Raw genomic sequence first — 26,893 nt, 5'->3', positions numbered from 1 at the left:
CGGCCCGAGAGGACACCGTGCCTTCCGCACTCATCGGCAGGGACCACTGTCTGGGCGTGCTGCGGTCCCGGGTCGAGCGGGCCCGCGCGGGTCGCGGCGGGCTCGTCCTGGTCGGCGGGGAGGCCGGGATCGGCAAGACCGCCCTGGCGCGCCACATCGCCCACGAGGCCCTGGGCCTGGGCATGTGCGTGCTGCGCGGGACGTGCTGGGACTCCGGTGCCACGCCCGACTATTGGCCGTGGACCCAGGTCTTCCGGAGTCTGCGACGGGAGACGACCGACGACGAGTGGGCCCTGATCACGGCGGCGGCCGGCGCGGCGCTCCCCGTCCTGCCGGCCGAGCACGCCCCACCGGGTGAACCCGCCGCACCGGGCGAGCCCGCCGCCGGCCCCGACCGCTTGGCGATCGGCGACGCGGTGACGACGATGCTGGGCACGGCGGCCCGGAGGCGATCGCTGCTGGTGGTCCTGGAGGACCTGCACTGGGCCGATGCGGCGTCGCTGGACCTGCTCGAATTCGTGGCCCGGCACACCTGGTTCGAGCACCTGCTGGTGGTGGGCACCTGCCGCGAATTCGAGGCACGGCAGGCCGGCCGGCAGCTGCCCGCGGCGGGCGCGGAGACGGCGATCGTACGCCCGGCCGGTCTGAACCGCGCCGAGGTCGCGGAGTTGATGACCCGTACGGCGGGCGCCCGGCCCGAGGATGCGGTGGTCGAGGAGGTGCATCGGCGCACCGGCGGCAATCCGTTCTTCGTGGAGGAGACCGCCCGCTTGTGGGCCGCCGGTCGGCCCGTCACCGCGCTCTCCCCCGGCGTACGGGCAGCCGTTCGGCGCCGGTTGGCACTTCTCGACGACGCCGTCGTCGAACTCCTTTGCAATGCGGCCGTGTTGGGACCGAGTTTCGATGTCGACCTGCTCGCCGGGGCTGCCGGGACCGGGGCGACCACCGCCGACCGATTGTTGACCGACGCGGTGGACGCGCATGTGCTGGAGTCGGTCGCGGACGGCGTGCTGGCCTTTCGCCACGACCTGGTACGCGAGACCCTGTACGCGTCCCTGGCCGAGGACCACCGGTGCCGGCTGCACGCCGCCGTGGTGCGCGCGCTGCCCGCCACGGCGTCCGTCGCACATCCGTCGCGGCCGAACGAGGCCGCCCACCACGCCTATCTCGCCGGCGCCGAACTCGCTCCCGGGACGGTGGTCGACCTCCTCGTGGCCGCCGCCCGGCACGCGGCGGCCCGGCTGGCGAACGAGGAGGCGGTGCGGCACTACCTGCACGCGCTGGAGCGACTGGGCACCGACGCGCCGCGCCGCCGGGTGATGCTGACCCTGGACCTGGCGCTCGCCCTGCAACTCGTCGGCGCCCACCGAAGATCCTGGCTCGCCTTCGAGGAGGCCGCCGCGACGGCCCGTCGGCAGGACCCCGTACTGCTGGGCCTGGTGGCGCTCACTCTGCTCTCGGTCGACGCCCGAGGCGACACATCGGGCCTGAAGGCTCGCCTTCTGCACGAGGCACACACCGCCCTCCCCACGGACTCCCCGAGCCCACGGCCCGCGCCGTCCGCCCTCGCTGCCGCGGCCGACTCCCCCACCCCGTACGGCGATCCCTGCGTCCCCGCGGCGGCGGTCGCCCGGCACGTCACGGCCGCCGCCCGCCGCGACGGTGACGACCACGCCCTGCAGACCGGATTGTGGGCGGCGGTACAGGCGTCGTGGGGGCCGGACATCGTGTCCGAACGCGCTTGCCTGACCGCGGAGTTGAGTGAGGTGGCGCGCCGTCGGGGCGACCGCTGGATGGAACACATCGCGATGTCGCTGCGCTGGGTGGCCCTATTGGAGCTGGGTGATCCGCGCTTCCTGGACCGGCTGCACGCCCTGGAGGCGGTGGCCCGGGCGGGCGGCTCGCCTCGGATGACGCTCACCTCGCTGATCGATCGCAGTGTGGTGAGTGCGTGTCAGGGTCGCTTCGAGGAGGCCGAGTCGCTGCTCGGCGAAGTGCTTTCGCTCGACGGTCCACGGCCGAGCTACCGCCACTTCGGCTGCCAACACTCCTGGTCGATGGCCCTGTTGCGCGGCGACCGCGCGGAGTTGGATCGGGCGCATCGCGCGCTGCGCGAGCACGATCACCCGTTCGCGGATCTGCTGGAGAGCATCGGCGCGCTGGAGTCCGGCGACCGGCCCCGGTACCCGTGTCCGGTTCCCGTGGGCGACGGCGACGGCGCGGTGGCCCACCGGAGCATCATTCCGCTGTGGCTCCGCCACCAGGCCCAGTTCGCCGCCGCGGACCGGGATCCGGCACGGTGCGAGCAGGCACGAGCCGCGCTGGCGCCGTACCGGGGGCGGTGGTTGGTCTCGCTCTACGGATGGGACATCGCCGGACCCGCCTCCCTGTGGGCGGGCCTCGTGGACGCCGCCCGGGAACACTGGGACGACGCGGTACGCGAGTTCGCCGACGCCCGTCGCTCGGCACACCGACTGCACGCCCGTCCCTGGTCGACCCGTGCCGGCATCGAGTTGGCCGAGGCCCTGCTCGCCCGGGACGCCGACGGCGACCGCGCCCGGGCCGGGGTACTGCTGACCGACGCGCGGGCCGAGGCACATCGGCTCGGGATGGCACACCTGGTCGACCGCGTACGCCGCTTGAGCACCCCACCGCGCCGCCGCGCACAGCCGACGGACCCGGCGGAACCGGTGAACGCGGCGGACCCGGCGGACACGGAGGAGCCGGCGGACGCGGCGGAGCCCGGGAACTTCCCGGGGCCATCGGAACCGACCCGGCCCACAACGCCCGATCGGCACGCCGGAGCGGCAGCGTCGACGAAGCCGGCACAACCGAACGCCCACTGCTGCGAGTTCCGCCCGGACGGAGCCGTCTGGCGGCTTGGCTTCGCCGGTCGTGTGGTGCACGTGCCCGATGCCAAGGGGCTTCGGGACGTACACCGCCTGCTCGGACAGCCGGGTACCGCGATCCCGGCGACCGAGCTGCTGGCGCCCGAGGGCGGAGCCGTCGTCTTCACCGCGGCAACCATGGGCGGGGACACGGTGTTGGACGACGAGGCGCGCACGAGCTACCGCCGCCGCCTGGATCGGCTCGACGAGGAGATCGACCGGGCCCTGGGCCGCGGCGACGACCGGCAGGCCGCCGAGTACGACCGCGAGCGGGCCGCCCTGGTGACGGAACTGCGCCGCGCGGCCGGCCTCGGCGGACGCGTGCGCCGCCTCGGCGATCACAGCGAACGCGCGCGCAAGACCGTCACCGCCCGCATCCGGGACACTCTGCGACGCCTGGACGAGCGGCACCCGGAGCTCGCGGCGCACCTGCGGGCCGCCATCTCGACCGGCGCGACGTGCTGTTACACGCCGGATCCCGAAGTCCGGTGGCGACTGTGAACCGCCGTCCCGCAAGGCCGCGACCCTCGGCCCCACAATCCACACGCCGCACCCGAACGACCGCTCCACGCGGTCCACACGGCCCATGTAATCCGCATCCTCCACGCAACCCACACGGCCCGTGTGGCCCGGACGGCCCACATGGGCCACCCGGGCCACACCACCACCCACGGCCGATTGATCCATCACCGGCGAGGGGACCGGAACATCCTCGGTCCGGGAAAGGAAGCACAAGACCATGAACAGCACACCATGACCGCGCGACGGACTCCGCCGACAGGCGGCAAACGAGCCCTGGCGGCACTGGCTCTGGCCGGGGCGGTGTTGTCGGCGTCGAGCGCTGCGGCCTCCGGCTCCGCGACCGGTTTCGGCCACCGCGCCGACGCGTCCGCCGCCGCCGGCGCCGTGGTGCGCACGGATGCGGGCCTGGTGCGCGGCGTCCGAACCGCCGACCACCGCCTCTTCCACGGCATCCCGTACGCGGGGGCGCCGACCGGCGACCACCGCTGGACCGCGCCGCGGCCGGCCCCGCCGTGGCAAGGCGTCCGGGACGCCACCACCCCGGGTCCGCTGTGCGCGCAGCTTCAGGCCGCCCACGCGCAGGTGTCGAGCAGCGCCGAGGACTGCCTGGTGCTCAACGTCACCACGCCGGCGCGGACCACTCCCGGGCGCGCCGCGCCGGTGCTGGTGTGGATCCACGGGGACGGCACCGTCGGCGGCGGCGGATTCTTCGACGGTCGCCGGTTCGCCGACCGCGGGGTGGTCGTGGTCACGATCAACTACCGACTGGGCGTCTTCGGCGGCTTCGCCCACCCGGGCCTGCCCGGTTCGGGCACGTTCGCCCTCCAGGATCAGCAGGCCGCGTTGCGCTGGGTGCAACGCAACGCCCGCGCGTTCGGCGCCGATCCGGAGCGGGTGACGGTGGCGGGTTCGTCGTTCGGCGCCGCAGCGATCGGCGCGCATCTCACCTCGCCCACCGCCCGCGGCCTGTTCCGGCATGCCGCCCTCTCCAGCGGCGAGGCCATGATGGACATGCCCGCGGGCGCGATGGGCCCGGGCGTTCCGGCGTATCCGTGGTACAGCTGGCGCACCACGGGTGAGATGCAGGACACCGGAGTCGAGACGGCTGCCTCCCTGGGCTGTTCGGCGCCGGATCCCGGCGAGGTGCTGCGCTGCCTGCGCGCACTGCCGGTCGAGCGGCTGCTCCGGGTGCCGTACATCATGAACGCCTTCCAGGCCTTCGCCTTCGGCAACGAGATCCTGCCCGAGCTGCCGGAACGGGCATTGCGCGAGGGTCGATTCCACCGGGTGTCGGTGCTCTCCGGGGCCACCCGGGACGAGCACCGTCTGTTCGTCGGCGCGAACTACGACCCGGTGGCACGTCCGTTCACCGAGGAGCACTACGGGCAGGCGGTGGAAACCGCCTTCCCGGGCCGGCGGGAATGCGTGCTCGCCGAGTATCCGGTGCGCGATTTCCCGTACCCCGCGCTGGCCTGGTCCACCGTCGTCACCGATCGCATGTGGGCGCGCGGAACGTACGCGCAGAACACCGCCTTCGCCCGCTTCGTGCCGACCTACGCCTACGAGTTCGCCGATCGGGGTGCGCCGATGTACCTGCCGCTGCCCGGCCGCTTCGACTTCGGCGCCTACCATGCCGCGGACACGCCGTACCTCTTCGAAGACCCGGCGGCGCAGCGCCTGTTCACCCCCGCGCAGGTGCGATTGTCGGACACCATGACCGACTACTGGGCGGCCTTCGCGACCGACGGGGACCCGAATCGCCGGGGTTTGCCGTACTGGCCGCGCTTCGTCGACACACCGGCGTCGTCCGCACCGCCGCAGACCCAGTCGTTGGCCCCGGACCGGATCGCACCCGTCGACTACGCGAGCACGCACAACCTCGACTTCTGGCGCGACGGCGGCTGCGCGGGGGCGGCGCCGGCACCCGGGTGAGCCGGGGTCGGTCGCCCCGGACGACGAGGGCGGAGCCCCGACCGGCCGGCGCGGCCGGTCGGGGCTCCGCCGAGAGCGGTGAATGCTCAGCACTCGTACGCGTAGTAGGCAGCGGCGTCCGCCGCGAAGCTGACCTTGCGCGTCTCCTTGGCCGGGATCGCGACGCAGTCGGGATCCCAACCGTCGATCTCGACCGAGGCGTTGATGCCGTGCGAGCAGTCGTTGACGATGTCCGCCCAGCCGGGGCCGTGGTTGCCCAGTTGTGCGCATCCCGGTCCCGGGGCGACGGAGGCGGCACCGGCGGTCGGGGCCGTGACCATGGTCGCCGGGATCGCGAGCAACACGGCGGTGGACAGGGTGACGAGGGTGGTACGAGCAATGGACACGGGGTTTCCCTTTCGGTCGGCGTTCGGTGTGGTCGCCGCGCGGCGCGCGGGATGGTCGATGCGCATCTTCGGATCTCGTTTCGCATGTCCTCGACGGACGGGAATCCGTCGGTACGGGGCCGCCGACGCGGTGCGACGTCACCGGAGACGCGGTGTCGCGTCCTCCGGCTAGGCGGGGTGGTCGGCTGTGCGGCCCGAGATCACTGTGCCGAGCGCGGCTTCGCCCGTGCGCCCCGATGGCGTGAACTCGCCAGTGGTACAAACTTCAACGTCTCCAACGTCTCCAACCGACCTCGACCCACTTCGACCCCCTTCGATGCACTTCGAAGCACTTCGACGCACTTCGGCCGTCGGAAAATCGAATGCGCCATACGCTCGGTTGCGTACTCTCGGTGATGACGGGTTCGTCCATGCTTGTCCGAGGAGAGCGGTCATGTCGGTGTCGTCCGGCCCTGCGCCGGCGCGTTCGGTCCTTCGCGAGTCGTTGAGCGAGACGCTGGCGGAGTCCGCCTTTCACGCCGATCGAGGAATCAGGCCGCCCGCCCAGCGGGTGCGCCCCGAGCATGTCGGCGCGATCGCCGCCCGACTGTCCGCCGCCACCCGGCACGAACTGCTCACCTTCGACGACCCGTCCGGCTGCATCGGGCAGGGCGTGCCGGAGCGCATGCTCGCGCACGCGGCGACGTGTGTCCGCGAGGTCGTGGCCCGCGTTCCGCACGTTCGCCAGATCACCTCACGCCGCGGCCTCGCCCGGGACGCGGAGGTGGGCACCATCCGATGGCGTGACGGTGGTCAGGCCCGACTCATCGACGAGATCCCGTTCCGGATGGGCGTCATGGACCGGTCGGTGGCACTGGTCCCGGTCGACCTCGACGTCCTGTACAACGGCATGCTTCTCGTCCGCGACCCCGTCGTCGTCCGCGCCCTGGTCCGGGCCCACCAACGTTCGTGGCAGAGCGGCGAGGACCCGAGCGCCCGCCCCTGCGACGAGGAGCCGCCCGCGCACCTGCTGCCCGTACTCGACTGCCTGCTCGCCGGTCTGACCGACGAGGCGGGGGCGGCCCGGATCGGCCTGTCCGCACGCACGTACTGCCGTCGGGTCGGCGACCTGCTCGCCCTGTTGGGCGCGGACAGCCGATTCCAGGCCGGCGCCCTGGCGATTCGCAAGGGGTGGGCCTGACCCGGATCGGCCACCCGCATGCCCCGGCTCCGCCGTCCCCGCCGGGTCGTCAGAACCCGTACACCGCCCGGGCGGTACCGCCGAAGACGCGCTCGCGCTCGGCCGTCGACAGGTCGGCGCAGGTGCGTTCGGCGACGGAGAGCACGTCCTCGTACGAGGCGGCGAGCGTGCAGACCGGCCAGTCCGAGCCGAACATGGTGCGTTCGGGCCCGAACGTCTCCAGCGCGTGACGTGCATAGGGAAGGACCTGGTCGACCGTCCATTCCCGCCAGTCGGCCTCGGTGACGACGCCGGACAATTTGACCGTGACGTTGGGCAGCACACCGATCTCGCGGATCGCCTCGGCCCACGGTTCCCACCTGCCGACGCCGATCTCGGGCTTGCCGATGTGGTCGAGCACGAAGGACTGTTCCGGATGCTCCCTGGCCACCCGACCCGCGGCGGCCAGTTGCGGCGCCCTGACCAGGAGGTCGTACACCAGGCCCGCGCGGGTCAGTACGGCCAGCGAGCGGGTCACGTCCGGGCGCAGCAGCCACCCGGGGTCGGGCTCGTCCTGGACGAGGTGCCGGATCCCGACCAGGTGCTCGCCGCCCGGACCGGCGCGCAGTGCGGCGATGCGATCGGCGGCGTCCGAAGCGGTCAGGTCCACCCATCCGACGACCGCGGCGACCGGCGTGCCCGGGTCGGCGGCGATCGCCAGCAGTTCGGCACTCTCCGCGGTGTCGGCGACCGCCTGCACGGCGATCGTCGCCACCTCCGCCCGACCGCCGACGGCCGCCGCGAGTTCGTTCGGCCCGAACCGGCCGCGCAGCGGGTCCGCCCAGGCGCCGTCCATCCATCCGTATTCGCGCTCGGCCGTATCCCACAGGTGGTGATGCGCGTCCACTCGCACCGAAACGGTCACGCTCGGATCTCCTGTACATGAGAGGTAGTCATCGGATCATTGGGTTGTCTAGAGTCCGAGTTGCGCAACGAAGCTGCGACAATCCGAAGAATTGATCCGATCACTGAAGCGTGACGGCCGACCCACTGTCAAGGCTCGACGCCGTCACCGACACCGACAACCACCACCCAAAGCCCACCACCCACCTGGGAGTTCATCATGCGCGTAGCCCTGCACACCCGACTCGCGGCCGGCCGCGAGAGCGAGTACGAACAGGCCCACCGCGAGGTGCCGGCCGCACTGATCGCCGCGATCCGGGCGGCCGGCGTGCACGAGTGGAACATCTGGCGCAGCGGCCTGGACCTGTTCCACGTACTCGAATGCGACGACTACGCGGCACTGCTCACCTCCCTCGCCGACCTGCCGGTCAACATCGAATGGCAGGCCCGCATGGGCGAATTGACGGAGGTCCCGCACGACTACTCGGCCGACGGCAAGGAGGCGACCCTGCCCCTGGTCTGGAGCCTGTGATGCCCGGGGCCCGACCCGCGTCCCTCGGCGACGCACACCTCCCGCCATCACAAAGAGCCGATGTATGTGTCGCCGTCAGTAGGGAAACGACAACTCCGCCTTCGATCGAGAACTGCGTATCTCACCGCTAAAGCCCCGATATGGAGTGCCGTCGAGGCCAGGATTGCCGGCAAAAACGGACCTCGGGTATCGAGTCGGCCGCAGCACTCCGTAACCCTTGTGCGGCCAGAGATCGGATGTATAAGCTCCGACTCAGCGCGGGATCGCCTGAAGGGCGACCCGCAAACCCTCACATCCCTCCGCAGGTGCCTCACAAGATGCCCTGCGCGGCTCGATCACGGGGTCGGTCCGAGCCGCGAGCGTTCCAACAACTTACGGAGCACCATGAAGAGCTCAGGGATACGGCGGTTCGCCACCACGGTGGCGGGTATCGCGGCTTTCGCCATGTCGGCCTCGGCTTGCGGCAACGACGGCGCGTCGTCCTCGACCGACGGCAAGGTCACCCTCAAGTACTCGACCTGGTTCCCGACCGACGCGACGCTCAAGAAGACCATCGCCGCATTCGAGGCCGCGAACCCGAACATCAAGGTCGACCTCCAGCTCAGCACGAACTCCGACTACCAGAAGAAGCTTCCGCTGGCGCTCAACAGCGGCCAGAAGCTCGACCTGGTCGGCGTGCAAACCTCCGCGATGGCCGAGCAGTTGCACGCCAAGCTGACCCCGATCGCCGACCTGGGCATCGGTGACGACGTACTGAACCAACTCGCACCGAAAGCCCTGGACCAGAGCCGGAAGCTGGTCAAGGACGGCAAGCTCTACTTCATCCCGATGGGCCGTCTCGGCTCGGCCGCGATGTTCTACAACAAGGACATGCTCGACCGGGCCGGCGTCACCACCGTGCCCAAGACGATGGCCGAACTCAAGGACGCCGTCACCAAGGTCAAGGCGACCGCGCCGGACAGCATCCCGGTCGTGATGGCCGGCGACTCGTGGTTCCAGGACGAGGTCGCCCTCACCGTGGCCGGGCAGACCGCACCCACGCTGTTCAACGACATTCGCTACGGCAAGGGGCGTTGGGACAACGAGGCCTATGTCGGCGCGCTGCGCGACTATGCGGGCCTGTACAAGGACGGCACGCTCAGCAAGGACACCCTCGACCTGACCGGCACCCGCGCCACCGAGCTGTTCGCGTCCGGCAAGTCGGCGTTCTACCTGGGCGGCACCTGGGACGCGGGCATGCTCTCCCCCGGCTACCGCAGCGCCAACAAGATCGACATCAAGGACGTCGGCGCCGCCGCCCTGCCCGTGCTGAACCCGACCGCGACCCCCTCGCTGCGCGGTTTCATCGAGACCGGCCTGGCCGTCCCGAAGAACTCCAAGCACCCCAAGGAAGCGGCCGAACTGCTCAAGTTCCTGACCGTCGGCGACGGCGTCTCCGTATGGGGTGCGGACCTTGGCCTGTTCCCGAGCAAGAAGGACTTCGCGCTCGCGCCGGACGTGTTGTCCACCGAGACCGCGAAGGCCGGCTACACCGCGCTCCAGCAGCTCGTGGACTCCTCCGTCGGCGAGCGCAACAACATGAGCGACTTCACCGTGGTCGCCGGCGACACGGTCAAGAAGGTCATCCAGGGCTCCGACCCCTCCTCCGAGGCGAAGAAGCTCCAGGAGGAGTTCACGAGCGGCCGCTACAGCAAGTAGCCACACCGCCCGGCGCATCCCAAGCACGCGCGTGGAACACGCCGCCCTCCCTCGGCCGGCACGCCGCTGCACCGCCCCCGATCGGCAAGGACGCCCATCATGACCACCACCGCCCCGGGCCCGGCCGGCACCGCGTCAGCCGGGGCCGGGCCGGCGGCCCCCCGCCGTCTGCCCGGCCTGCGCCGCGCAGGCAAAGCCGGTCGCACACGCAAAACCAAGCGGATCGACGGCCCGCAGCAGCGGGGGATGATGCGCACGGCGCTGCTGTTCCTCCTCCCGCTCCTCGCCTTCTACCTCGTGTTCTACGTCTTCGGCTTCGTGTTCCTGGCTCGCACCAGCCTCCAGCGCACCGACCTGTCCTTCGTGGACCCGGAGTCGGTCGGCCTGGAGAACTATCGACTGCTGTTCACCGACGACCGGTTCATCCGGGCGCTGCTGAACAACGTCGTGTTCGCCGCCGCCGCCGTCGCCGGCGCGCTGACCCTGGGCTTCTTCCTGGCCGTCGTGCTGAGCACCGGAATGCGCGGCCGCAAGGTCTTCTACGCGGTCTTCCTGGTCCCCTCGCTGATGCCCGTCGCACTGGTCGCCTCGGTGTTCGGTGGCATGATGGAGAACCGCTACGGAACCCTCAACGAGACGCTGCGCAGCGCCCACCTGGACTTCCTGGCCGGCCACTGGCTGACCGAACCGGGCCTGGCATACGCCGTGGTCATCGGCATCTTCGTCTACCTGGTCGGCCTGCCGATCATGTACTACACCGCCGACCTGAGCGCGCTGAACACCTCGCTCCTGGAAGCCGCCGTACTGGACGGCGCCTCGTTCTGGCAGTTGTTGCGCACGATGCTCTTCCCGCTGATGCGCACCACCCACAAGACGGTGGTCGTCTCGATCCTGCTGATGTCCTTCCGTGCCTTCGAGATCGTCTTCTTCTCCACCAAGGGCGGACCGGCCGGCGGCACCGAGATCTCCGGCACCTACGTGTACAACTACGCGACCTCGCCCGGTCCCCGGGTCGGCTACGCGTCGGCCGCCGCCGTGGTCGTCCTGCTGCTCGCGCTCCTGTTGTCCGCGATCCAGCTCCGTTTCACCGGAAAGTCCGAGGAGTAGACCGTGGCCGAGACCAGCGACGCCATGCGCGTACTCACCGGTCGCAAGCGCGACCGCCGGATCCTCCAGGGCATGCTGCTGCTGATGGGCGCGATCTGGCTCTTCCCGATCTACGCGGCGATCAAGCGATCCCTCGAAGGCGGCGGAACGGGCAACTACACCGCGCTGTTCACCGACCCGGTCGGCGACGTCACGATCTACGACACCTACCTGAACTCCTTCATCATCGCCGTACTGCACGCCGGCATCGTGGTCAGCGTCGGCGCGCTCGCCGGATACGCCTTCTCCAAGCTGCACTTCCGCGGCAAGGAGGCGCTGTACTACGGCATCGTGTTGTGTCTGGCGGTGCCCGGGACCGCGATCCTGGTGCCGCTGTACTACACGATCCGCGAAGCGGGCCTGTTCGACAACTACCTGGGCGTCGCGCTGCCCGAGGCGGCGCTGACCCTGCCGTTCGCGGTGCTGCTGCTGCGCAACTTCGGCGACAACATCCCCGATTCGCTGATCGAGGCGGCGCGGATGGACCGGGCCGGGCACTGGCAGGTCTTCCGCACGGTCTACCTGCCGCTGTGCCGGCCCGCGCTGGTCAACCTCTCCATCCTGTGCGTCATGTGGTCGCTCCAGGACTTCCTGTTCCCGAGCCTGCTGTTCACCGACGAGAAGTACACGACCGCCGCAAAGGCTGTGCAGTCCTTCCAGCAGTACCTGGCGACCAGTCCTTCGGACATCGGCAAGTACAACGCCTCGCTGGTGCTGCTCGCCGTCCCCGCGCTGCTGCTCGTCGTCTTCGGCCTGCGCTTCATCACCGCGGGCCTGACCAGCGGCGGAGTCAAGGAATGACCGCGCCCGCCCCGACCGCCCACCACCCCTTCTGCACGTTGGAGCACTCATGGCCCAGGTGATGTTGGACCAGGTGTCCAAGACCTACCCGAACGGGCACGTCGCGGTGCACGGCATGGATCTGGACATCGCCGACGGCGAGTTCCTGGTCCTGGTCGGCCCCTCGGGCTGCGGCAAGTCGACCCTGCTGCGGATGATCGCGGGCCTGGAATCGATCACCGGCGGCGAACTGCGCATCGGTGACCGCGTCGTCAACGACGTGCACCCCGGCGAGCGCGACATCGCGATGGTGTTCCAGAACTACGCGCTCTACCCGCACTACACGGTGGCCCGCAACATCGCCTACCCGCTGCGCCTGGCCAAGCGGCCCAAGGACGAGATCGAGCGCCGCGTGCGAGAGGTGGCGGCGATGCTGGAGCTGACCGATTACCTCGACCGCAAGCCCGGCCAGCTCTCCGGAGGCCAGCGCCAGCGCGTCGCGATGGGTCGGGCGATCATCCGCGACGCCGCGCTGTTCCTGATGGACGAGCCGCTGTCGAACCTGGACGCCAAGCTGCGCGTGCAGATGCGCGGCGAGATCGCCCGCCTACAGCGCCGGGTCGGCACAACGATGATCTACGTGACGCACGATCAGGTCGAGGCGATGACCATGGGCCACCGGGTCGCGGTGCTCAAGGAGGGTCGCCTCCAGCAGATCGGCACGCCCGACGAGATCTACCGCTGCCCCGCGAACACCTTCGTCGCGTCGTTCATGGGCACGCCGCCGATGAACCTGGTCGAGGCGCGGCTGCGCACCGGCGAGCGAGGTAACGAGGTGGTACTCGGCGGCGTGGACGTGCCGTTGCCCGCCGTCGAGCGCGGGTATCCGGAGGGACCGGTCACCGTCGGCGTGCGGCCCGAGCACCTGCTGGACGCATCGATGCTCGGGGGCACCGCCGAGCATGTGCGGATCCCGGCGATCGTCGAGTACGTCGAGGCGCTGGGCGCGGAGAAGAACGTCTACGTCACCCTCGGCGCGGTACGCGGCGACGCGGCCTCGGCCGGTGCGCCGATCGCCTGCCGCTTCCCGGCCGAGAGCGCCGTGGTCGCGGACGCGAAGGTCGAACTGGCCCTGGACCCCGCGCGGATCCACCTGTTCGACGCCGAATCCGGGGCTGCCCTGCGCTGATCGGGCGCCCCACCCCTTGAACCCGCGAATGCCCGGCCGTACGCCCGTACCGCCGGGCATTCGCGTATGGCGCCGCCGCCTGGCCGCGGCGGCGCCGATCCATCAGCACCCTCCCGGCGACAAGCAAGGAGTCTTGACCGATGTTGAGACGATGGTGCACCATCCTGGCGACCACCGCGGCCATGTGCGCGCCGCTCGTGGTCGTCGCGCCCGCCGCACACGCGGCGCGCACACCCCGACCCGCCGAATCGGCGCCGGCCGCGGCACCGGGCGCCGTCCCGCAGGCGGGACAGGTCCCGCTGCCGGTCGACCAGAAGGCGGTCAGGGACAACGTCACGACCCTGATGGGCACGGCCGCCGAGCGCACGCCCTCGATGTCCGTGTTCGCCCCCGACACCAGGAAGAACTTCTGGGTCGAGAACTTCAAGACCTCGGACGACTACCTCGCGTGGACCGTGACCGTGCCCAAGGGCGACGTGTACCGGATCACCGGGATGCTCAACGCGGCACCGGGCCAGACGTTCAAGATCGGCGTGCGCGGTTCGGCCGCGGCGACCGGGTTCGCCCAGCCCGCCGGCGGCTGGGCGCGGGTGGACGCGGGCAAGCTCGCGCTGCCGTCCGGGACGTCGACCATCGTGCTCAGCCGTACCGCGACGCTCGCGGGCGACGTGCAGGTCAAGTCGCTCGAACTGGTCCGGGAGAAGGACCGCCCGGCCCGCGAGGCACGGATCGCCGATGCCCGCGCGAACACCGCCGACTTCGCGTCGGCGGGCTACGGCCTGATGTTCCAATACGGTTCCTGGGGCTTCCCGGAGAACGGCGGGCCGGCCAAGTCGCTGAACCGCCAGGCCGCCGACTTCGACGTGCCGGCCTTCGTGAAGATGGTCAAGGGCACCGGCGCGGGCTACGTGATCTGGTCGTACAGCTGGTGGGGTTACCACGTCGACGGCCCGAACGCGGCGATCGACAAGGTCGTCGGCAACGGCGACCTGACCGCCGAGCGCGACCTGATCGGCGAGATCGCCGACGCGCTGCACGCCGAGGGCCTGGGCTTCACGCTGTACTACCACTTGGGCACCGAGGACGCGGCCTGGTGGCCCACCCAGAAGTTCCCGAGCACCTTCTACACCACCGGCACGGGCGACCGCAGCACGCTGCTGAACAACTGGAAGCAGGTCGTCGCGGACATCGGCGCCCGCTACGGCAAGAAGCTCGACGGCTTCTTCTTCGACGACGGCCTGATCTACTACCCGGCCCCGTTCGAAGAGCTGGAGAAGATCGCGCGCACCGGCAACCCGGCGCGCATGGTCTCCTGGAACTCGTGGATCCTGCCGCGCTACACCGACTTCCAGGACACCTACTTCGCCGAGGAGGTGCACGGCGAGCCGATCGAGGGCAGCGCACCGGTCGGCGGCGACGGCATCTTCCGCTCCGGTCCGCAGCAGGGCCTGCTCCAGCACGCGATGTTCCGGATGGAGGACGACTGGGGCATCCACCTGCGCGGCCAGAAGATCGGCGGCCCGAACTTCTCCGCCAAGCAGGCCGTCGACTGGGCGCTGGACGCCGCCTCGCGCAAGGTCCCGCTCAGCTTCAACATGATGATGTACGAGGACGGCAAGGTCTCCGAGCAGTCCCTCTCGATCCTCAACGACGTGCGCCAGGCCCTGCGCGGCAACGCCGAACGCATCGATGCCAAGCCCGTCAACCAGGACACGGCGGGCTTCGTGTGGGAGGGCGCGTGGACGCACACGAGCAACCGCTGGACCGGTGATCTCGGCGACGACGTGCAGGCGGCGACGGCGAACGACAGCTCGGTCACGTACACGTTCACCGGCACGGCCGCCGACGTCCTGGGCCCGCGCAACCTGCTGGGCGGCAAGTACGACGTCTACCTCGACGGCGCGCTCGTGCAACGGCTGGACGGCTTCTCCTGGTGGCCCCGACCGCAGTCGGTGCTGTACGCGGCGCGTCACCTCGCGCCGGGCACGCACACCGTCAAGCTGGTCAAGGTCTCCGGTGTGCGGCTCGCGATCGACGGCGCCCGGATGATCGAGGGCCCGATGGCGCTCAACGACACCGACCCGGCGGTCTCCTATCAGGGCGCCTGGACCCATTCCGGCAATCGCGGCGGCGGCGACCACGGCGACGACGTGACCTGGACCTCGACGAACGGCGACTCGGTCACGATCACGTTCACCGGCAGCGCCGTCGACGTGCTGGCGCCGATGGGCGAGGGCTACGCAACCGCCGACGTCACCCTCGACGGCGTCGCGGCCGGAACCGCCACCACCGACAACGGCGGATCCTACGCGCCCCGCCAGAAGGTGTACTCGGTGAAGTTCCCGACCTCGGGCCCGCACACCGTCACACTCACCAAGACCGGAGGCAGCTACCTCCAGTTCGACGCGGCATACGTGAACAAGTAGCCTCCGACCCCGTTCGCGGTCACCCGAGAGCCCGGCCGTACTTCACGTACGGCCGGGCTCTCTCGTCGGCGCCGTGTGCACCGTGTGCGCGGCGGCGGGCCGGCGCAGCGACGCGACAACGAAGTGACCAGGCAATACGCAACCACGCGACGAAACGGCCCGTTTCCCCGGCGGGAAACGGGCCGCTCGGCTCGCCCTGCCCCAGTGCGGGGCGAGTCGAGTCTCAGGTCGCGGCGGCGAGTTCGGCCCACAGGGCCGCCGGGACGTTCCACTCGCCCATAGTGACCGCGTCGGCCGCCTCCTCCGGGCTGCGGGCGCCGACCAGGACGGTGGCGACCGCGGGGTGCGCGGCGGCGAAGCCGATCGCCGCGGCGCGCAGGGGGACGTCGTAGCGCGCGCAGATCGCCTGCAAGCGCAGGGCGCGGGCGAGCAGGTCGGCATCGGCCGGCGCGTAGTCGAAGTGGGCGCCCGGTCGCGGGTCGGCGAGCAGACCGCTGTTGTATACGCCGCCCGCCAGCACCGAGACGCCGCGCTTCGCGCAGTGGTCGAGCAGCGCGCGGCCGCTGTGGTCGAGCAGCGTGTACCGGCCGGCGAGCAACACGCAGTCCACGTCGGTTTCGGCGACGAAGCGATCGAGCATCGCGGACTGATTCATCCCGACCCCGATCGCGCCCACGACACCCTGCTCGCGCAGGGCCACCAGCGCGGGTACCGCCTCGTGCGCGGCCTGCTCCCAGTGTTCGTCGGGGTCGTGCACGAGGGCGATGTCGATCCGGTCCAACCCCAGGCGTTCCAGGCTGGATTCGAGACTGCGTCGCACGCCGTCGGCGGAATAGTCGCGCACGCGTCGCCGACGCGGCGTGTCGACGAAGCCGTCCGCCGCGGTCGGCGCGGCCGGGTCGTCGACGAGCAGCCGGCCGACCTTGGTCGAGATCGTGTACGCGCTGCGCGGGCGCCCGCGCAGCGCGGCCCCGAGCCGGGTCTCGGCCAGCCCCACCCCGTAGTGCGGCGCGGTGTCGAAGCAGCGGATGCCGGCGGCCCACGCGGCCTCGACGGTCGCGTGTGCCTGTTCGTCGTCGGTCGCGGTGTACAGATTTCCGAACGCCGCCGCCCCGAGCCCGATCGAGCTCGTGACGACCGGCGTACCGCCGATGCGGTTGGTGTCCACGAACGATGCTCCCTTGCTGAAAAACGACCGCGGAGTCGAGGGCGCGCACGATGCGTTCGCCTCCCTCGACTCCAGGATCCCGGTCGTGATCGGGTTATTCCGGCCGCAGCCGCAGTCCCTGCATGCCGCCGTCGACGGCGAGCGAGGTGCCGGTGGTCGAGGCCGCCAGCGGGCTCGCCAGCGAGCAGATCGCGAACGCGACCTCGTCCGCGCCGACGAGCCGGCCCATCGGCTGGCGGGCGTCGAGGGCCGCCCGCTCGCGCGCGGGGTCGGCCGCCGCGTCCAGCAGCCGGCCGATCCACGGGGTGTCGGCGGTACCGGGGTTGACGCAGTTCACCCGGATGCCCTCACGGACGTGGTCGGCCGCCATCGCCAGGGTCAGCGCCAGCACCGCGCCCTTGGAGGCGGAGTAGAGCGCGCGTTGTGGGAGCCCGGCGGTGGCGGCGATCGAGCACGTGTTCACGATCGCGGCGTGCGCCGACGCCCGCAGGTGCGGCAGCGCCGCCCGGGTGACCCGAACCAGGCCGACGACGTTGACGTCCAACACCCGATGCCATTCGGCGTCCTCGTTGTCGGCGACGGTGCCGGCCGCGCCGATGCCGGCGTTGTTGACCAGGATGTCCAGGCCGCCGAGCAGCGCGGCCGCGTCCCGGACGGCCGCGGTGACCGAGGCGTCGTCGGCGACGTCCGCGGTGAACGAGGACAGTTCCGGGTCGCCGGCCAGGGCGGCCGGGTCGCGGTCGAGCACGGCGACGGTCGCGCCACGGGCGGTCAACATCCGGGCGGTGGCCAGCCCGATCCCGGACGCGCCGCCGGTGACCAGGGCGCGCAGGCCGGCGAAGTCTCCGGCCGACGGCGGGGCCGGCACGGAGGCCGAGGACGAGCCGGCCGGGCCGACCGACGCAGACGGATCGGACGGGTTGGCGGGGCCTGATGGCTTGTTCATGCGGACACCTCCACGACAGGCGCCTGTGCGGCGCGATCGGCGACCCAGAACTCGCCGTCCGGGTAGCGGAATCGGGCGATCGAGGCGGGCTTCATGGTGGACGAGAAACCGGGTGCGGACGGCGCCCGGTAGTTGCCGTCGGCGATCACGACCGGGGCGAGGAAGTGTTCGTGCAGGTGGTCGACGTACTCGATCACCCGGTCCTCGATCCGGCCGCTGACCGCGACGTAGTCGAACATCGAGAGGTGCTGGACCAGTTCGCACAGGCCCACGCCGCCGGCGTGCGGGCATACCGGGACGCCGAACTTGGCGGCCAGCAGCAGGATCGCGATGTTCTCGTTGACGCCGCCGACCCGGCACGCGTCGATCTGTACGAAGTCGATCGCCTCGGCCTGGAGCAACTGCTTGAAGACGATCCGGTTCTGCACGTGCTCGCCGGTGGCGACCTTGATCGGGCTGATCGCCTTGCGGATCGCCGCGTGGCCCAACACCTCGTCCGGGCTGGTGGGTTCCTCGATCCAGTGCGGGTCGAACGGGGCGAGCGAGCGCATCCAGACGATCGCCTCGTCCACGTCCCAGCGCTGGTTGGCGTCCACCGCGATGCGGATGTCCGGGCCGACGCTCTCCCGGGCGATCCGACAGCGCCGGACGTCGTCGGCCAGATCGGCGCCGACCTTGAGCTTGATCTGGGTGAAGCCCTCGGCGACCGCCTCGCGGCACAACCGGGCGAGTTTGTCGTCGTCGTAGCCCAGCCACCCGGGCGAGGTCGTGTACGCGGGATACCCGCCGCGGCGCAGCGTTTCGGCCCGCTCGGCGCGGGTCGGCTCGGCGCGGCGCAGGATCGCCAGCGCGTCCTCGCGGGTGAGCGCGTCGCCGAGGTAGCGGAAGTCGACCAGGTCGACGATCTCCTCCGGCGTCAGGTCGGCGAGCAGTTGCCACAGCGGCTTGCCCGCGCGTTTGGCCCTGAGGTCCCACGCGGCGTTGACGACCGCGGAGATGGCCATGTGCATGATGCCCTTCTCCGGGCCCAGCCAGCGGAACTGGCTGTCGCCGACCAGGGATCGGGAGAACGCGCCCAGGTCGTCGAGCAGTTCGTCCAGCGGCCGGCCGACCACGTACGGACGCAGCGCGTCGATGGCGGCGACCTGTACGTCGTTGCCGCGCCCGATGGTGAACGAGAAGCCGTGTCCCTCGTGCCGGTCTGCGGCGTCGGTGCGCAGGACGACGTAGGCGGCGGAGTAGTCCGGGTCGGGGTTCATCGCGTCGGAGCCGTCCAGGTCCCGGGAGGTCGGGAAACGGATGTCCGTGGTCACGAGTTCGGTGACGACGGGTCGGCTCGGTGTCGTGGGCCGTTCGGGTGGGGCGGGCCGGCTCACGCCGTTCGGGTGCTGCGGGGTCACGTGTGGCTCCTCGGTTGTCGGCCGTGCGGCCCGGCCGCCGCGAACGGGATGGGTTCCCTGCGGTGGGTGTCCGGGACGGGCTGGGCCCGGAGACCCCAGACATCCGATGTATACCGTGGGCGGCGCGCATACGTCCAGCATCCGTCGGATCAATATCTCGATAGACGGGCACAGTGAGCCATAATCGACTTGTTTCAACCCTCTACCATGGCCTATACATCGGATGACTTATTCGACAAGGGCAAGACGCGATCACCCGAGGAGACCGTTGTGAAGCTGGTTCGTGTAGGCGCCCCCGGTTGCGAACGCCCGGCCGTCCTGGAGGCCGACGGGATCCTGCGCGACCTGTCGGCGGTGGTCCCGGACATCGACGCCGCGCTGCTCGCGGACCTGTCGGTGCTGCCCGACCCGGCGAGCCTGCCGGTTTTGGACACGACCGGTCTGCGCTACGGCCCGCCGCTCGCCCGGCCCGGAAAGATCGTGTGCGTGGGCCTGAACTACCACGACCACGCGCGCGAGACCGGCGCCGAGATACCGACCGAGCCGATCGTGTTCATGAAGGCCCCGGACACCGTGGTCGGCCCGAACGACACGGTCCTGGTGCCGCGCACATCCCTGGCCACCGACTGGGAGGTCGAACTCGCGATCGTGATCGGCCGCACCGCCGCATACCTGACGGCCGATCAGAACCCGTTGGATCATGTGGCCGGGTACACGATCAGCCACGACGTCTCCGAGCGCGACTTCCAGTTGTTCCGCGGCGGCCAGTGGGACAAGGGCAAGAACTGCGCGACCTTCAACCCGCTCGGTCCGTGGCTGGTCACCGCCGACGAGGTGCCCGACCCACAGGCGCTGGCGCTCACCCTGAGCGTCAACGGCACGCTCCGCCAGAACGGCACGACGGCCGACATGATCTTCCCCGTGGCGTTCCTGGTCGAGTACCTGTCGCAGTTCATGACGCTGTACCCGGGCGACGTGATCAACACGGGCACCCCGGCCGGCGTCGCGCTCGGGCAGCCCGAGCCCAAGCCGTACCTGCGCGCCGGCGACACCGTCGAACTGGCCGTCACCGGACTCGGCACCCAGCGCCAGACCTTCGCCGACGCCTGAGCCGCCCGACGCGCGGGACGGCCGGCCCGCCGGCCCGCGCGTCAGGCCACCTTCCGCAACCACTGCTCGACACCCGCGATGTGCGCCGTCGAGCACGCCCGCGCGGCCTCCGCGTCGCCACTCTCCAGCGCGTCCACGATCGCCTGGTGCTCGCGCACCGTACGCTCCCACGAGTCGCTCTGGGTCAGCCCACGCCAGACCCGGGCGCGCATCGTGGGACTGGACAGCGAGTCCAGCAGCGAGCACAGCACGAGATTGCCGCTGAAACCCGCGATCGCCTGATGGAAGGACAGGTCCTGCTCGATCAGTTGCTCGGCGGTGGGATGCGGCTCGTCGACCTGTGCGAGGCCACGCAGCTCGGCGATGCCGGCGGCGTCGATCCGGGCCGCGGCGAGGGCGGTCGCGGCCGGTTCCAGGATCCGCCTGACCTGGAGGAAGTCGAGCACGCTCTTGTCGTGGTGGAAGTCCACGACGAACGCGATCGCGCCCATCAACAGACCAGGCTCCAGACTCGTCACATAGGTGCCGTCGCCCTGCCGCACGTCCAGGATCTGGATCAGCGACAACGCCTTGACCGCCTCGCGCAGCGAGTTGCGGGACAGTCCCAGCTTGGTGGCCAGATCCGCCTCTTTCGGAAGCTTGTCGCCGGGCCGAAGCTCCCCGGAGACGATCATCTCCTTGATCCTGTCGATGGCCTCATCCGTCACAGCCATGCCGATGATCCTTCCAGAGGTCCGATGACTTCCAGTATGACGGGGCGGTGTACGAGACGACAGACCGGTCGGGTGGCCGCCCCCCGGCCGGTCCGCTCGCGACGCGCGCTCGCCGTCACATCGGCTCGGGTGCCGGGCTGATCCGCAACACCACCGGTTCGGGCACTCCGTCCCGAACGGGCGGCACCGGCAAGCCCGCCAGGCTGCCGACGGTGCCCACGGTGCCGTCCCCGCCGAGCCACGCACACCCGGCGTCGGCCGTGCCCGCAAGCCGCTCGGGCACCGAGACACCGGCACTCGGACGGTCCAGAAAGGTCGCGTACAGGTCGCCGTCGCGAACGGTGTAGCGCACCCGCAGGCCCTCAGCCGTCCGATCTTCCGCGACGTGCCAGGAGCGGCTCCCGTACACCGCGTCACCGTTGACCGCGAGCCAGGCCCCCAACTCGCGCAGCGCCGCGTCCTGTTCCGGCGAGATACGGCCGGCCGCATCGGGGCCGATGCCCAGGAGCAGATTGCCGCCCTTGCTCACCACGTCCATCAGCAGTTCGACCAGGTCCGGCCCCGACGTGGTCCACGACATGTCCTCCTGACGGTTGTATCCGAAGGACAGTCCGACCCCGCGCACGGTCTCCCATTTGGTACCGCCCGACGTGGCGCGCGTCGCGTACTCGGGCGTCACGAAGTCGGGCGTGCCGGCGTAGAAGCGCTCGTTGACCACGCCGTCCGGAACGGCTTTGCGGTAGTCCGCGAACAGCTTCTCCGGCTCGGCGGCCGGCGGGTAGCCGATGTCGTTCCACAACACGGCGGGCTCGTAGCGCTCGATCAGTTCGCGCCAGTGCGCGTCGGCGTAGGCGGCGTACTCGGGCGAGTCCGGCACCGCGCGGGCCACGTCGTCGGCGCGCAGGATCGGCAGGTTGGCGAAGGTCCAGTCGATGCCGCCGGAGTAGTAGATCCCGAATCGCATCCCGCGTACCCGGACGGCCTCCCGGAACTCGCCCAGCACGTCGCGCTCCAGGGCCCAGTCGGGCCGGTGCGGATTGGCCGTGCGACTGGGCCACATCAGGAAGCCGTCGTGGTGCTTGGCGAGCGGAACGACGTATCGGGCGCCGGCCGCGGCGCACAACTCCGCCCAGGGCTCGGGCGACCACTGCTCCACGGCCGCGGCGAAGTCGCCGCGGAAGTCGGCGTAGGTCCGGTCCCCGTAGGTCTCTCGATGGTGGTGCCAGGTGGGACTACCCGGTACGGACACCGAGTTCAGATACCACTCGCTGTAGCTCGTGGTCACGATCGGATCGAACCCGTCCGCGTCCGCCTCGGCCTCGTAGGAGCGATTCCGGTCCGCCCCGTCGCCGTGCTCGGCGAGCAACCGGACCAGGCGATCGTCCAGTGGCGCCCACGCCGGCACCGAGTACAACCCCCACGTGATCATCACCCCGAGCTTGGCGTCGTCGAACCAGCCGGGAAGCGGGCGAACGGGATCGTCGTGACCGGGGGTGGATGCAGACATGCGAAATCCTTGGGCAGAGCCGAGCCGGAGCGCGATCGATAAAGGTAGGATCAATATTCCTGGTTGCGTCTCCCTTGACAAGAGTGCAATCCGCAAAATGCGCTGATACCTGGCATATCGACTGAAGATAGATCGGCTCTCTCGATCCAGGTCGATGCCTGGGGGAATCGACCACCTTCCCCGATCGGACCCTCGGCCGGCCCGACCGGCCCGACCGGCCCGACCGGCCCGACCGGCCCGACCGGCAGCATCGGGGCGCGGATCGGGCCGGTGGGGGTTGCCGTGCCAGGCTGCGGAGGCGTTGGCCGAGCACGGGCCGTCTCGTCGCCCGCCGCAGCCGGGCCCGCAGCACCTGATACCGCCGCTCCGCCCGTCCGCTGTTCGCGGCAAGGTTGCGGGCGACGCCCGGCAGCCACGGCGGCGCGCCGTCCTGATGCAGGACGACGTCCGCCCGGGTGCGCCACGCATGCAGGAACACCGCCGAGGTCAAATCGTCGGCATTCGTCCACGATGCGGTGCGCCTGAGCAGGGGATTGTGGATCGAGAGCCGGGACGCGGGGCCCGTGGCGCGTCGAGCCGCGCAGATCGAGCGGGCGGGCACGCCATGTGACCCAGGTCACACAATTCGTGTCATACCGGATGTCGTCACCGAACGTGTACGGGATGTCCGCTTTTCGCACTTCGAAGGAGCTCCATCATGCGTCTCCGCAACTTCGTCCTCGGTCTCGCCACCGGCAGCGCCGTCCTGGCCGGCACCGTGCTGGGCGCGGCGCCCGCCCAGGCGGCTCCGGCGACGGTCGCCTGCACCCACCCGTGCCACCCGCCGGCCAGCCCCGGCTACACCTACATCACCGACTACTACTGGGCCAGTGCGTGCAACGACACCGGCAACCAGGGGATCAACGCCGGCCGCTGGTCGACCTACCAGTGCACGGGCGGCGGCCAGTTCGAGAACTACGAGCTGTGGGTGAAGTAACCACCCCGACCCCGGCCGCCCGCCGATCCCGCGGCCGTGGCACCACCCTGGGCGTCGTCCCCACCGACCACCCGTCGGCGGGGACGACGCACCGCACCGGACCCGGGCCGGCCGACACGTGGATGGTGGCCCGGGAACGAGCCACGCGGCATGCGGCATGCCACTCCGAGGACTGCCCGACTGCGCAAGCCGGGAGCGGCCGGGTCGGGTCGCGGTCAGTCGTGCGGTGGGAGGTTGCCGATGCGGTGGTCGGCGACCCGCAGGGCCTCGTCGACGAGACGGTTGACGTGCCCGTGGGGCAAGGCGTAGACGACGCGGCGGCCTTCCTTGCGGGTCATCACGAGTCCGGCCAGGCGCAGCCGGGCCAGATGTTGGCTGACGGAGGTGCGGCTCGCGCCACACGCCTCGGTCAGGGTGCCCACATCGGCCTCGCCCTCGGCCAGGCGTCGCAGCAGGGCCAGTCGGGTGCGGTCCGCCAGCAGGGTCAGGACCTCCACCGCGACCGCGTATCGCTCGCTTTCGTCATGCACCTGCGCATCGTACGCAAGTGATAGGTGCATGCGTGCGCTCATACGCACATAATTGGGTGCGGCCTGCCGACGACGAGCCGAATCGCCGGCTCGGGCACCAAGCACCGTGCGCGCAGGCAGCACAGCGCAGAAAGCACAGAGCGCGAAACACGCGACGCCGACCGCCGACCACGAGGATGCCGCCGTGCCCGAGACCACGCCGGACCACCCGCACGACCATCGTGAACACGAACACGAACACGAACATCGACACGCGCACCCCGGGTCCGAGCCCGGCTCGGGGCACGCCCACGCTCATTCCCACGCCCACCCCCACGGAACCGGCCGCCGATCCCGAATACGCCACGTCGTGACGCACGCGCTCGCCCCCCACTCGCACGAGGCATCCGACCGGATCGACCCGACCATGGAGGCGTCGGCGGACGGGATGCGCACGTTGTGGGTCTCACTCGCGATCCTGGGCACGACCACCGTCCTGCAAGCCTTCGTCGTGGTGTTGTCCGGGTCGGTCGCGCTGCTCGGCGACACCGTGCACAACGGCGCCGACGCCCTGACCGCCGTGCCGCTGGGCATCGCGTTCGTCCTCGGTCGCCGCGCCGCGACCCGCCGCTTCACCTACGGCTACGGCCGCGCCGAGGACGTCGCCGGGATCATCGTCCTAGTCACCATCGTCGCGTCCTGCGTGTTCACCGCCTGGACCGCGATCGATCGCCTGTCCCACCCCCGGGAGATGTCACACCTGCCCACCGTCGCGGTCGCGGCCGTGGTCGGTTTCGTCGGGAACGAGTGGGTGGCCCGCCTCCGCATCCGCACCGGACGCCGTATCGGCTCCGCCGCACTGGTCGCCGACGGACTGCACGCGCGCACCGACGGCTTCACCTCGCTGGCCGTGCTCCTCGGTGCCGCCGGCGCCGCGCTCGGGTGGACGTCGGCCGATCCGATCGTGGGTCTGCTGATCACCCTGGCGATCCTGGCGGTCCTCAAGGACGCCACGCGCGAGGTGTTCCGGCGGTTGATGGACGCCGTGGACCCGGCACTGGTCGACACCGCCGAGCGCACGGTACGCGCGGTGCCCGGCGTGCTGGAGGTCGGCGAACTGCGGATGCGCTGGATCGGCCATCGCCTGCGCGCCGAGGTCGCCGTGATCGTCGACGCGAACCTTGATCTGCGCAGCGCCCACGGCCTGGCCGTCGCCACCGAACACGCCCTGCTGCATGCCCTCCCCCGGCTGGACGCCGCGTTGGTCCACACCGACCCGGCCACACCCACCGACGGCCACGATCCGCACGCCGCCCTGGCCCACCACTCCCGCACCTGAACACGTCGCGCCCCCCACCGCGGCCGCCGCCGACGGAGCGGGCCCAAGTGACGCTGCGCTACCTCGACGCGAACGGCCGCCTGCACGACAGCATGCCCGCCGTCGCCAAACTCGCCGACAAGTTCAAGGGCGCCACCGCCGACCCGTTCGCCCCCGCCTCCGCCTCCGACGGACTACACGACCACGGCATCGACCGGTACATCGCCCACCTGGAGAAGAACCTCGCCTGAGCGCCCCTCGCTCGCTCGCCTCGCGGGCGCGGGCGTGCGCGGGCGCGTACGCACACGAACCGGCACGCGGCACCCACCCATCGCGGCACCGGCACCGAAAAGCAATCCGAACCCGGCGCCTTCCGGCCGCTCGCGCCCGCCCGCATACCGCCAGGGTTTACCCGGTTCTCCTGCGCTCGTTGGATGCCGGGTATGCGGCCGGGCGCATAGCGTCCCGTGGTCGGGGACCGTTCGCGCGCAGAGCGGGCGAAGGTGTCCGGCACCGAACGAGACCGTGATTTCCTGGAGTTCAGTGTGTCCGATGCCCGGCACGACGTGCCCGATCCGCCCCGACCCGCACACGCCCCACCGCCTCCCGCGGCTCCGCCCGCTCCGGCGTTCCCGCCGTACTCCGCTCCGGTCGGGCCGGGGGACGCCGGTGCGCCGGAGCGTTCCGACACGTTCGCGGGTGGTCCGGGCAAATGGATCGCGCTGGTCGCGGCGGGCATCGTATCGACCGTCGTCGCCGCCTTGTCGATCAACGGCACGGACGGCGGCGGCCACGATCGCAAGGGGTTCGAGGACCCTGCCGGCGCGGGACCGCCCGCGGCCGCGGCGCAGCCGCTACCGGCGTTTCCGTCGATCGACACCACGGCTCGGATGCCGGCGGAGAGCGCGAAGCCGGCGCGCACCGCGGACGTCCGCCCCTCGGCGCCGCCCGCGCCCAGGCGGGACGGCCGGTTCACGGCCCGGCCCGAGGACCCGAACACGTGGCCGGACGCGTGCGACATCGTCACCGCCGACGACGTCCGGGGGGTCTTTCCCGACGTGCGCGGCGTCGAGGTGATCGGCACGGCCGACGCGCGCGGATTCCTCAAGAGCAAGGGGCCCGCACTGCGCAGCACGACCTGCAAACTCACCCTGGACACACCCCGGGTGATCGACGCCTACAGCACGATCAGCCTGACCGTGGACATCATGTCGATCGCCACCGGCGCCGAGATGACACACGACTGGGACTTCTCCACGTCGGGCCCGCGCCGGCTCGCCGACTACCGGGAACTGCCGCCGTCGGCAGGCGCGGACGCCGGCTACAGCGCACAGGGCGGCGTGCAGTTCCGCAAGGACGAGTTCATCGTGCGCATCACCGCCCTGGGCCACCTGTCCACACCGGACGGCTACCCCCAACGCGGCTGGGAGGTCGACCTGTTGCCCCGACTCGTCGGCAAGGCCACCGCCCGCCTGTGACCGGCCGCATCCGACGGCGCGCGCAGCGGCGGGTCCGGCGGGTGCGCCCCGGCCGCCTCCGCACCCGCCGCCCGGTTCAGCCGACGAGTGCCTCGGGTGATCCGACGGGTGTCCGGGGCGGCGACCGCCGCATGATCGGCCTCGGCCGGCCGTCCTCGGGCTCGAACCCCTGAAGGGTGATCAGCCGTACGGCCTACGGCCTCCACG

22 protein-coding genes are annotated in these 26,893 nt (G+C 70.9%); 14 read left to right on the top strand and 8 right to left on the bottom strand.

The features are described 5' to 3' along the window. Nucleotides 1-17: 17 nt before the first annotated feature. Nucleotides 18-3,389, top strand: a complete 3,372-nt coding sequence (locus ACFZBU_RS17890; protein WP_391584543.1) for an ATP-binding protein — start codon at nucleotides 18-20, stop codon at nucleotides 3,387-3,389. A gap of 252 nt (nucleotides 3,390-3,641) precedes the next feature. After that, the gene (locus ACFZBU_RS17885) at nucleotides 3,642-5,342 is read left to right on the top strand and encodes a carboxylesterase/lipase family protein (protein ID WP_391584542.1); all 1,701 of its coding nucleotides are present in this window, start codon (nucleotides 3,642-3,644) and stop codon (nucleotides 5,340-5,342) included. An 86-nt stretch (nucleotides 5,343-5,428) separates the two neighbouring features. Here ACFZBU_RS17885 and ACFZBU_RS17880 read toward each other — a convergent pair whose 3' ends face one another. Beyond that, nucleotides 5,429-5,728 carry a hypothetical protein gene (locus ACFZBU_RS17880; RefSeq protein WP_391584541.1) on the bottom strand — a complete coding sequence of 100 codons (300 nt, stop codon included), beginning with the start codon at nucleotides 5,726-5,728 and terminating at the stop codon, nucleotides 5,429-5,431. 433 nt (nucleotides 5,729-6,161) lie between these two features. Here ACFZBU_RS17880 and ACFZBU_RS17875 point away from each other — a divergent pair, with 433 nt between their 5' ends. Then, nucleotides 6,162-6,908: a DNA-binding response regulator gene (locus tag ACFZBU_RS17875; protein ID WP_391584540.1), complete on the top strand. Its 747-nt coding sequence runs from the start codon at nucleotides 6,162-6,164 to the stop codon at nucleotides 6,906-6,908. 49 nt (nucleotides 6,909-6,957) lie between these two features. On the opposite strand, the gene ACFZBU_RS17870 is transcribed toward ACFZBU_RS17875, so the two are convergent. Next, nucleotides 6,958-7,812: an amidohydrolase family protein gene (locus ACFZBU_RS17870; protein WP_391584539.1), complete on the bottom strand. Its 855-nt coding sequence runs from the start codon at nucleotides 7,810-7,812 to the stop codon at nucleotides 6,958-6,960. A 198-nt stretch (nucleotides 7,813-8,010) separates the two neighbouring features. On the opposite strand from ACFZBU_RS17870, the gene ACFZBU_RS17865 reads away from it, so the two are divergent. The 6 genes from ACFZBU_RS17865 (at nucleotide 8,011) to ACFZBU_RS17840 (ending at nucleotide 15,561) form a co-directional block, all read left to right on the top strand. Then, nucleotides 8,011-8,322, top strand: a complete 312-nt coding sequence (locus ACFZBU_RS17865; RefSeq protein ID WP_391584538.1) for an L-rhamnose mutarotase — start codon at nucleotides 8,011-8,013, stop codon at nucleotides 8,320-8,322. 384 nt (nucleotides 8,323-8,706) lie between these two features. Next, entirely contained in the window at nucleotides 8,707-10,020 is a 1,314-nt protein-coding gene (locus ACFZBU_RS17860; RefSeq protein ID WP_391584537.1) for an ABC transporter substrate-binding protein, read from the top strand. Between the two features lie 99 nt (nucleotides 10,021-10,119). Beyond that, complete coding sequence (locus ACFZBU_RS17855; RefSeq protein ID WP_391584536.1) at nucleotides 10,120-11,127, top strand: carbohydrate ABC transporter permease; 1,008 nt, start codon at nucleotides 10,120-10,122, stop codon at nucleotides 11,125-11,127. A 3-nt stretch (nucleotides 11,128-11,130) separates the two neighbouring features. Continuing rightward, a complete protein-coding gene (locus tag ACFZBU_RS17850; protein ID WP_020552454.1) occupies nucleotides 11,131-11,967 on the top strand; it encodes a carbohydrate ABC transporter permease in 837 nt (278 codons plus the stop codon). 49 nt (nucleotides 11,968-12,016) lie between these two features. Then, nucleotides 12,017-13,135 (top strand): ABC transporter ATP-binding protein, encoded by a 1,119-nt coding sequence (locus ACFZBU_RS17845; protein WP_391584535.1) that lies wholly within the window; start codon nucleotides 12,017-12,019, stop codon nucleotides 13,133-13,135. Between the two features lie 140 nt (nucleotides 13,136-13,275). Then, nucleotides 13,276-15,561, top strand: coding sequence for an alpha-L-fucosidase (locus ACFZBU_RS17840; protein ID WP_391584534.1), 2,286 nt, complete (start codon nucleotides 13,276-13,278; stop codon nucleotides 15,559-15,561). Nucleotides 15,562-15,784: 223 nt separating this feature from the next. Here ACFZBU_RS17840 and ACFZBU_RS17835 read toward each other — a convergent pair whose 3' ends face one another. From ACFZBU_RS17835 to ACFZBU_RS17825, 3 genes are all read right to left on the bottom strand, one after another. Beyond that, on the bottom strand, nucleotides 15,785-16,729 hold the full coding sequence (locus ACFZBU_RS17835; protein WP_391584533.1) for an aldo/keto reductase: 945 nt from the start codon (nucleotides 16,727-16,729) through the stop codon (nucleotides 15,785-15,787). A 94-nt stretch (nucleotides 16,730-16,823) separates the two neighbouring features. Next, entirely contained in the window at nucleotides 16,824-17,675 is an 852-nt protein-coding gene (locus tag ACFZBU_RS17830) for an SDR family NAD(P)-dependent oxidoreductase (RefSeq protein WP_391584532.1), read from the bottom strand. After that, on the bottom strand, nucleotides 17,672-19,075 hold the full coding sequence (locus ACFZBU_RS17825) for an L-fuconate dehydratase (RefSeq protein WP_391584531.1): 1,404 nt from the start codon (nucleotides 19,073-19,075) through the stop codon (nucleotides 17,672-17,674). Before ACFZBU_RS17825 ends, ACFZBU_RS17830 begins: the two co-directional genes overlap by 4 nt. 270 nt (nucleotides 19,076-19,345) lie before the next feature. Between ACFZBU_RS17825 and ACFZBU_RS17820 the strand changes: the two genes are divergently transcribed. Next, a complete protein-coding gene (locus ACFZBU_RS17820; RefSeq protein WP_391584530.1) occupies nucleotides 19,346-20,185 on the top strand; it encodes a fumarylacetoacetate hydrolase family protein in 840 nt (279 codons plus the stop codon). Nucleotides 20,186-20,226: 41 nt separating this feature from the next. On the opposite strand, the gene ACFZBU_RS17815 is transcribed toward ACFZBU_RS17820, so the two are convergent. Continuing rightward, nucleotides 20,227-20,898 (bottom strand): FadR/GntR family transcriptional regulator, encoded by a 672-nt coding sequence (locus tag ACFZBU_RS17815; protein WP_391584529.1) that lies wholly within the window; start codon nucleotides 20,896-20,898, stop codon nucleotides 20,227-20,229. A 115-nt stretch (nucleotides 20,899-21,013) separates the two neighbouring features. Then, nucleotides 21,014-22,405: an alpha-L-fucosidase gene (locus ACFZBU_RS17810; RefSeq protein ID WP_391584528.1), complete on the bottom strand. Its 1,392-nt coding sequence runs from the start codon at nucleotides 22,403-22,405 to the stop codon at nucleotides 21,014-21,016. Nucleotides 22,406-23,102: 697 nt separating this feature from the next. Between ACFZBU_RS17810 and ACFZBU_RS17805 the strand changes: the two genes are divergently transcribed. After that, nucleotides 23,103-23,381, top strand: coding sequence for a hypothetical protein (locus ACFZBU_RS17805; RefSeq protein WP_391584527.1), 279 nt, complete (start codon nucleotides 23,103-23,105; stop codon nucleotides 23,379-23,381). A 215-nt stretch (nucleotides 23,382-23,596) separates the two neighbouring features. Here the strand turns inward: ACFZBU_RS17805 and ACFZBU_RS17800 are convergent, their stop codons facing one another. Beyond that, nucleotides 23,597-23,953: an ArsR/SmtB family transcription factor gene (locus tag ACFZBU_RS17800; protein ID WP_391584526.1), complete on the bottom strand. Its 357-nt coding sequence runs from the start codon at nucleotides 23,951-23,953 to the stop codon at nucleotides 23,597-23,599. Nucleotides 23,954-24,095: 142 nt separating this feature from the next. On the opposite strand from ACFZBU_RS17800, the gene ACFZBU_RS17795 reads away from it, so the two are divergent. From ACFZBU_RS17795 to ACFZBU_RS17785, 3 genes are all read left to right on the top strand, one after another. Next, nucleotides 24,096-25,229 carry a cation diffusion facilitator family transporter gene (locus ACFZBU_RS17795; RefSeq protein WP_391584525.1) on the top strand — a complete coding sequence of 378 codons (1,134 nt, stop codon included), beginning with the start codon at nucleotides 24,096-24,098 and terminating at the stop codon, nucleotides 25,227-25,229. 47 nt (nucleotides 25,230-25,276) lie between these two features. Then, nucleotides 25,277-25,459: a hypothetical protein gene (locus tag ACFZBU_RS17790; RefSeq protein ID WP_391584524.1), complete on the top strand. Its 183-nt coding sequence runs from the start codon at nucleotides 25,277-25,279 to the stop codon at nucleotides 25,457-25,459. Between the two features lie 294 nt (nucleotides 25,460-25,753). After that, nucleotides 25,754-26,686 carry a hypothetical protein gene (locus ACFZBU_RS17785; protein WP_391584523.1) on the top strand — a complete coding sequence of 311 codons (933 nt, stop codon included), beginning with the start codon at nucleotides 25,754-25,756 and terminating at the stop codon, nucleotides 26,684-26,686. Nucleotides 26,687-26,893 lie beyond the last annotated feature (207 nt).

It is taken from the genome of Embleya sp. NPDC008237 (genome assembly GCF_042956465.1).
Classification (GTDB): Bacteria; Actinomycetota; Actinomycetes; order Streptomycetales; family Streptomycetaceae; genus Embleya.
The sequence above is the reverse complement of the archived record's forward strand: the minus strand, read 5'-3'. Positions and strand labels throughout refer to the sequence as shown.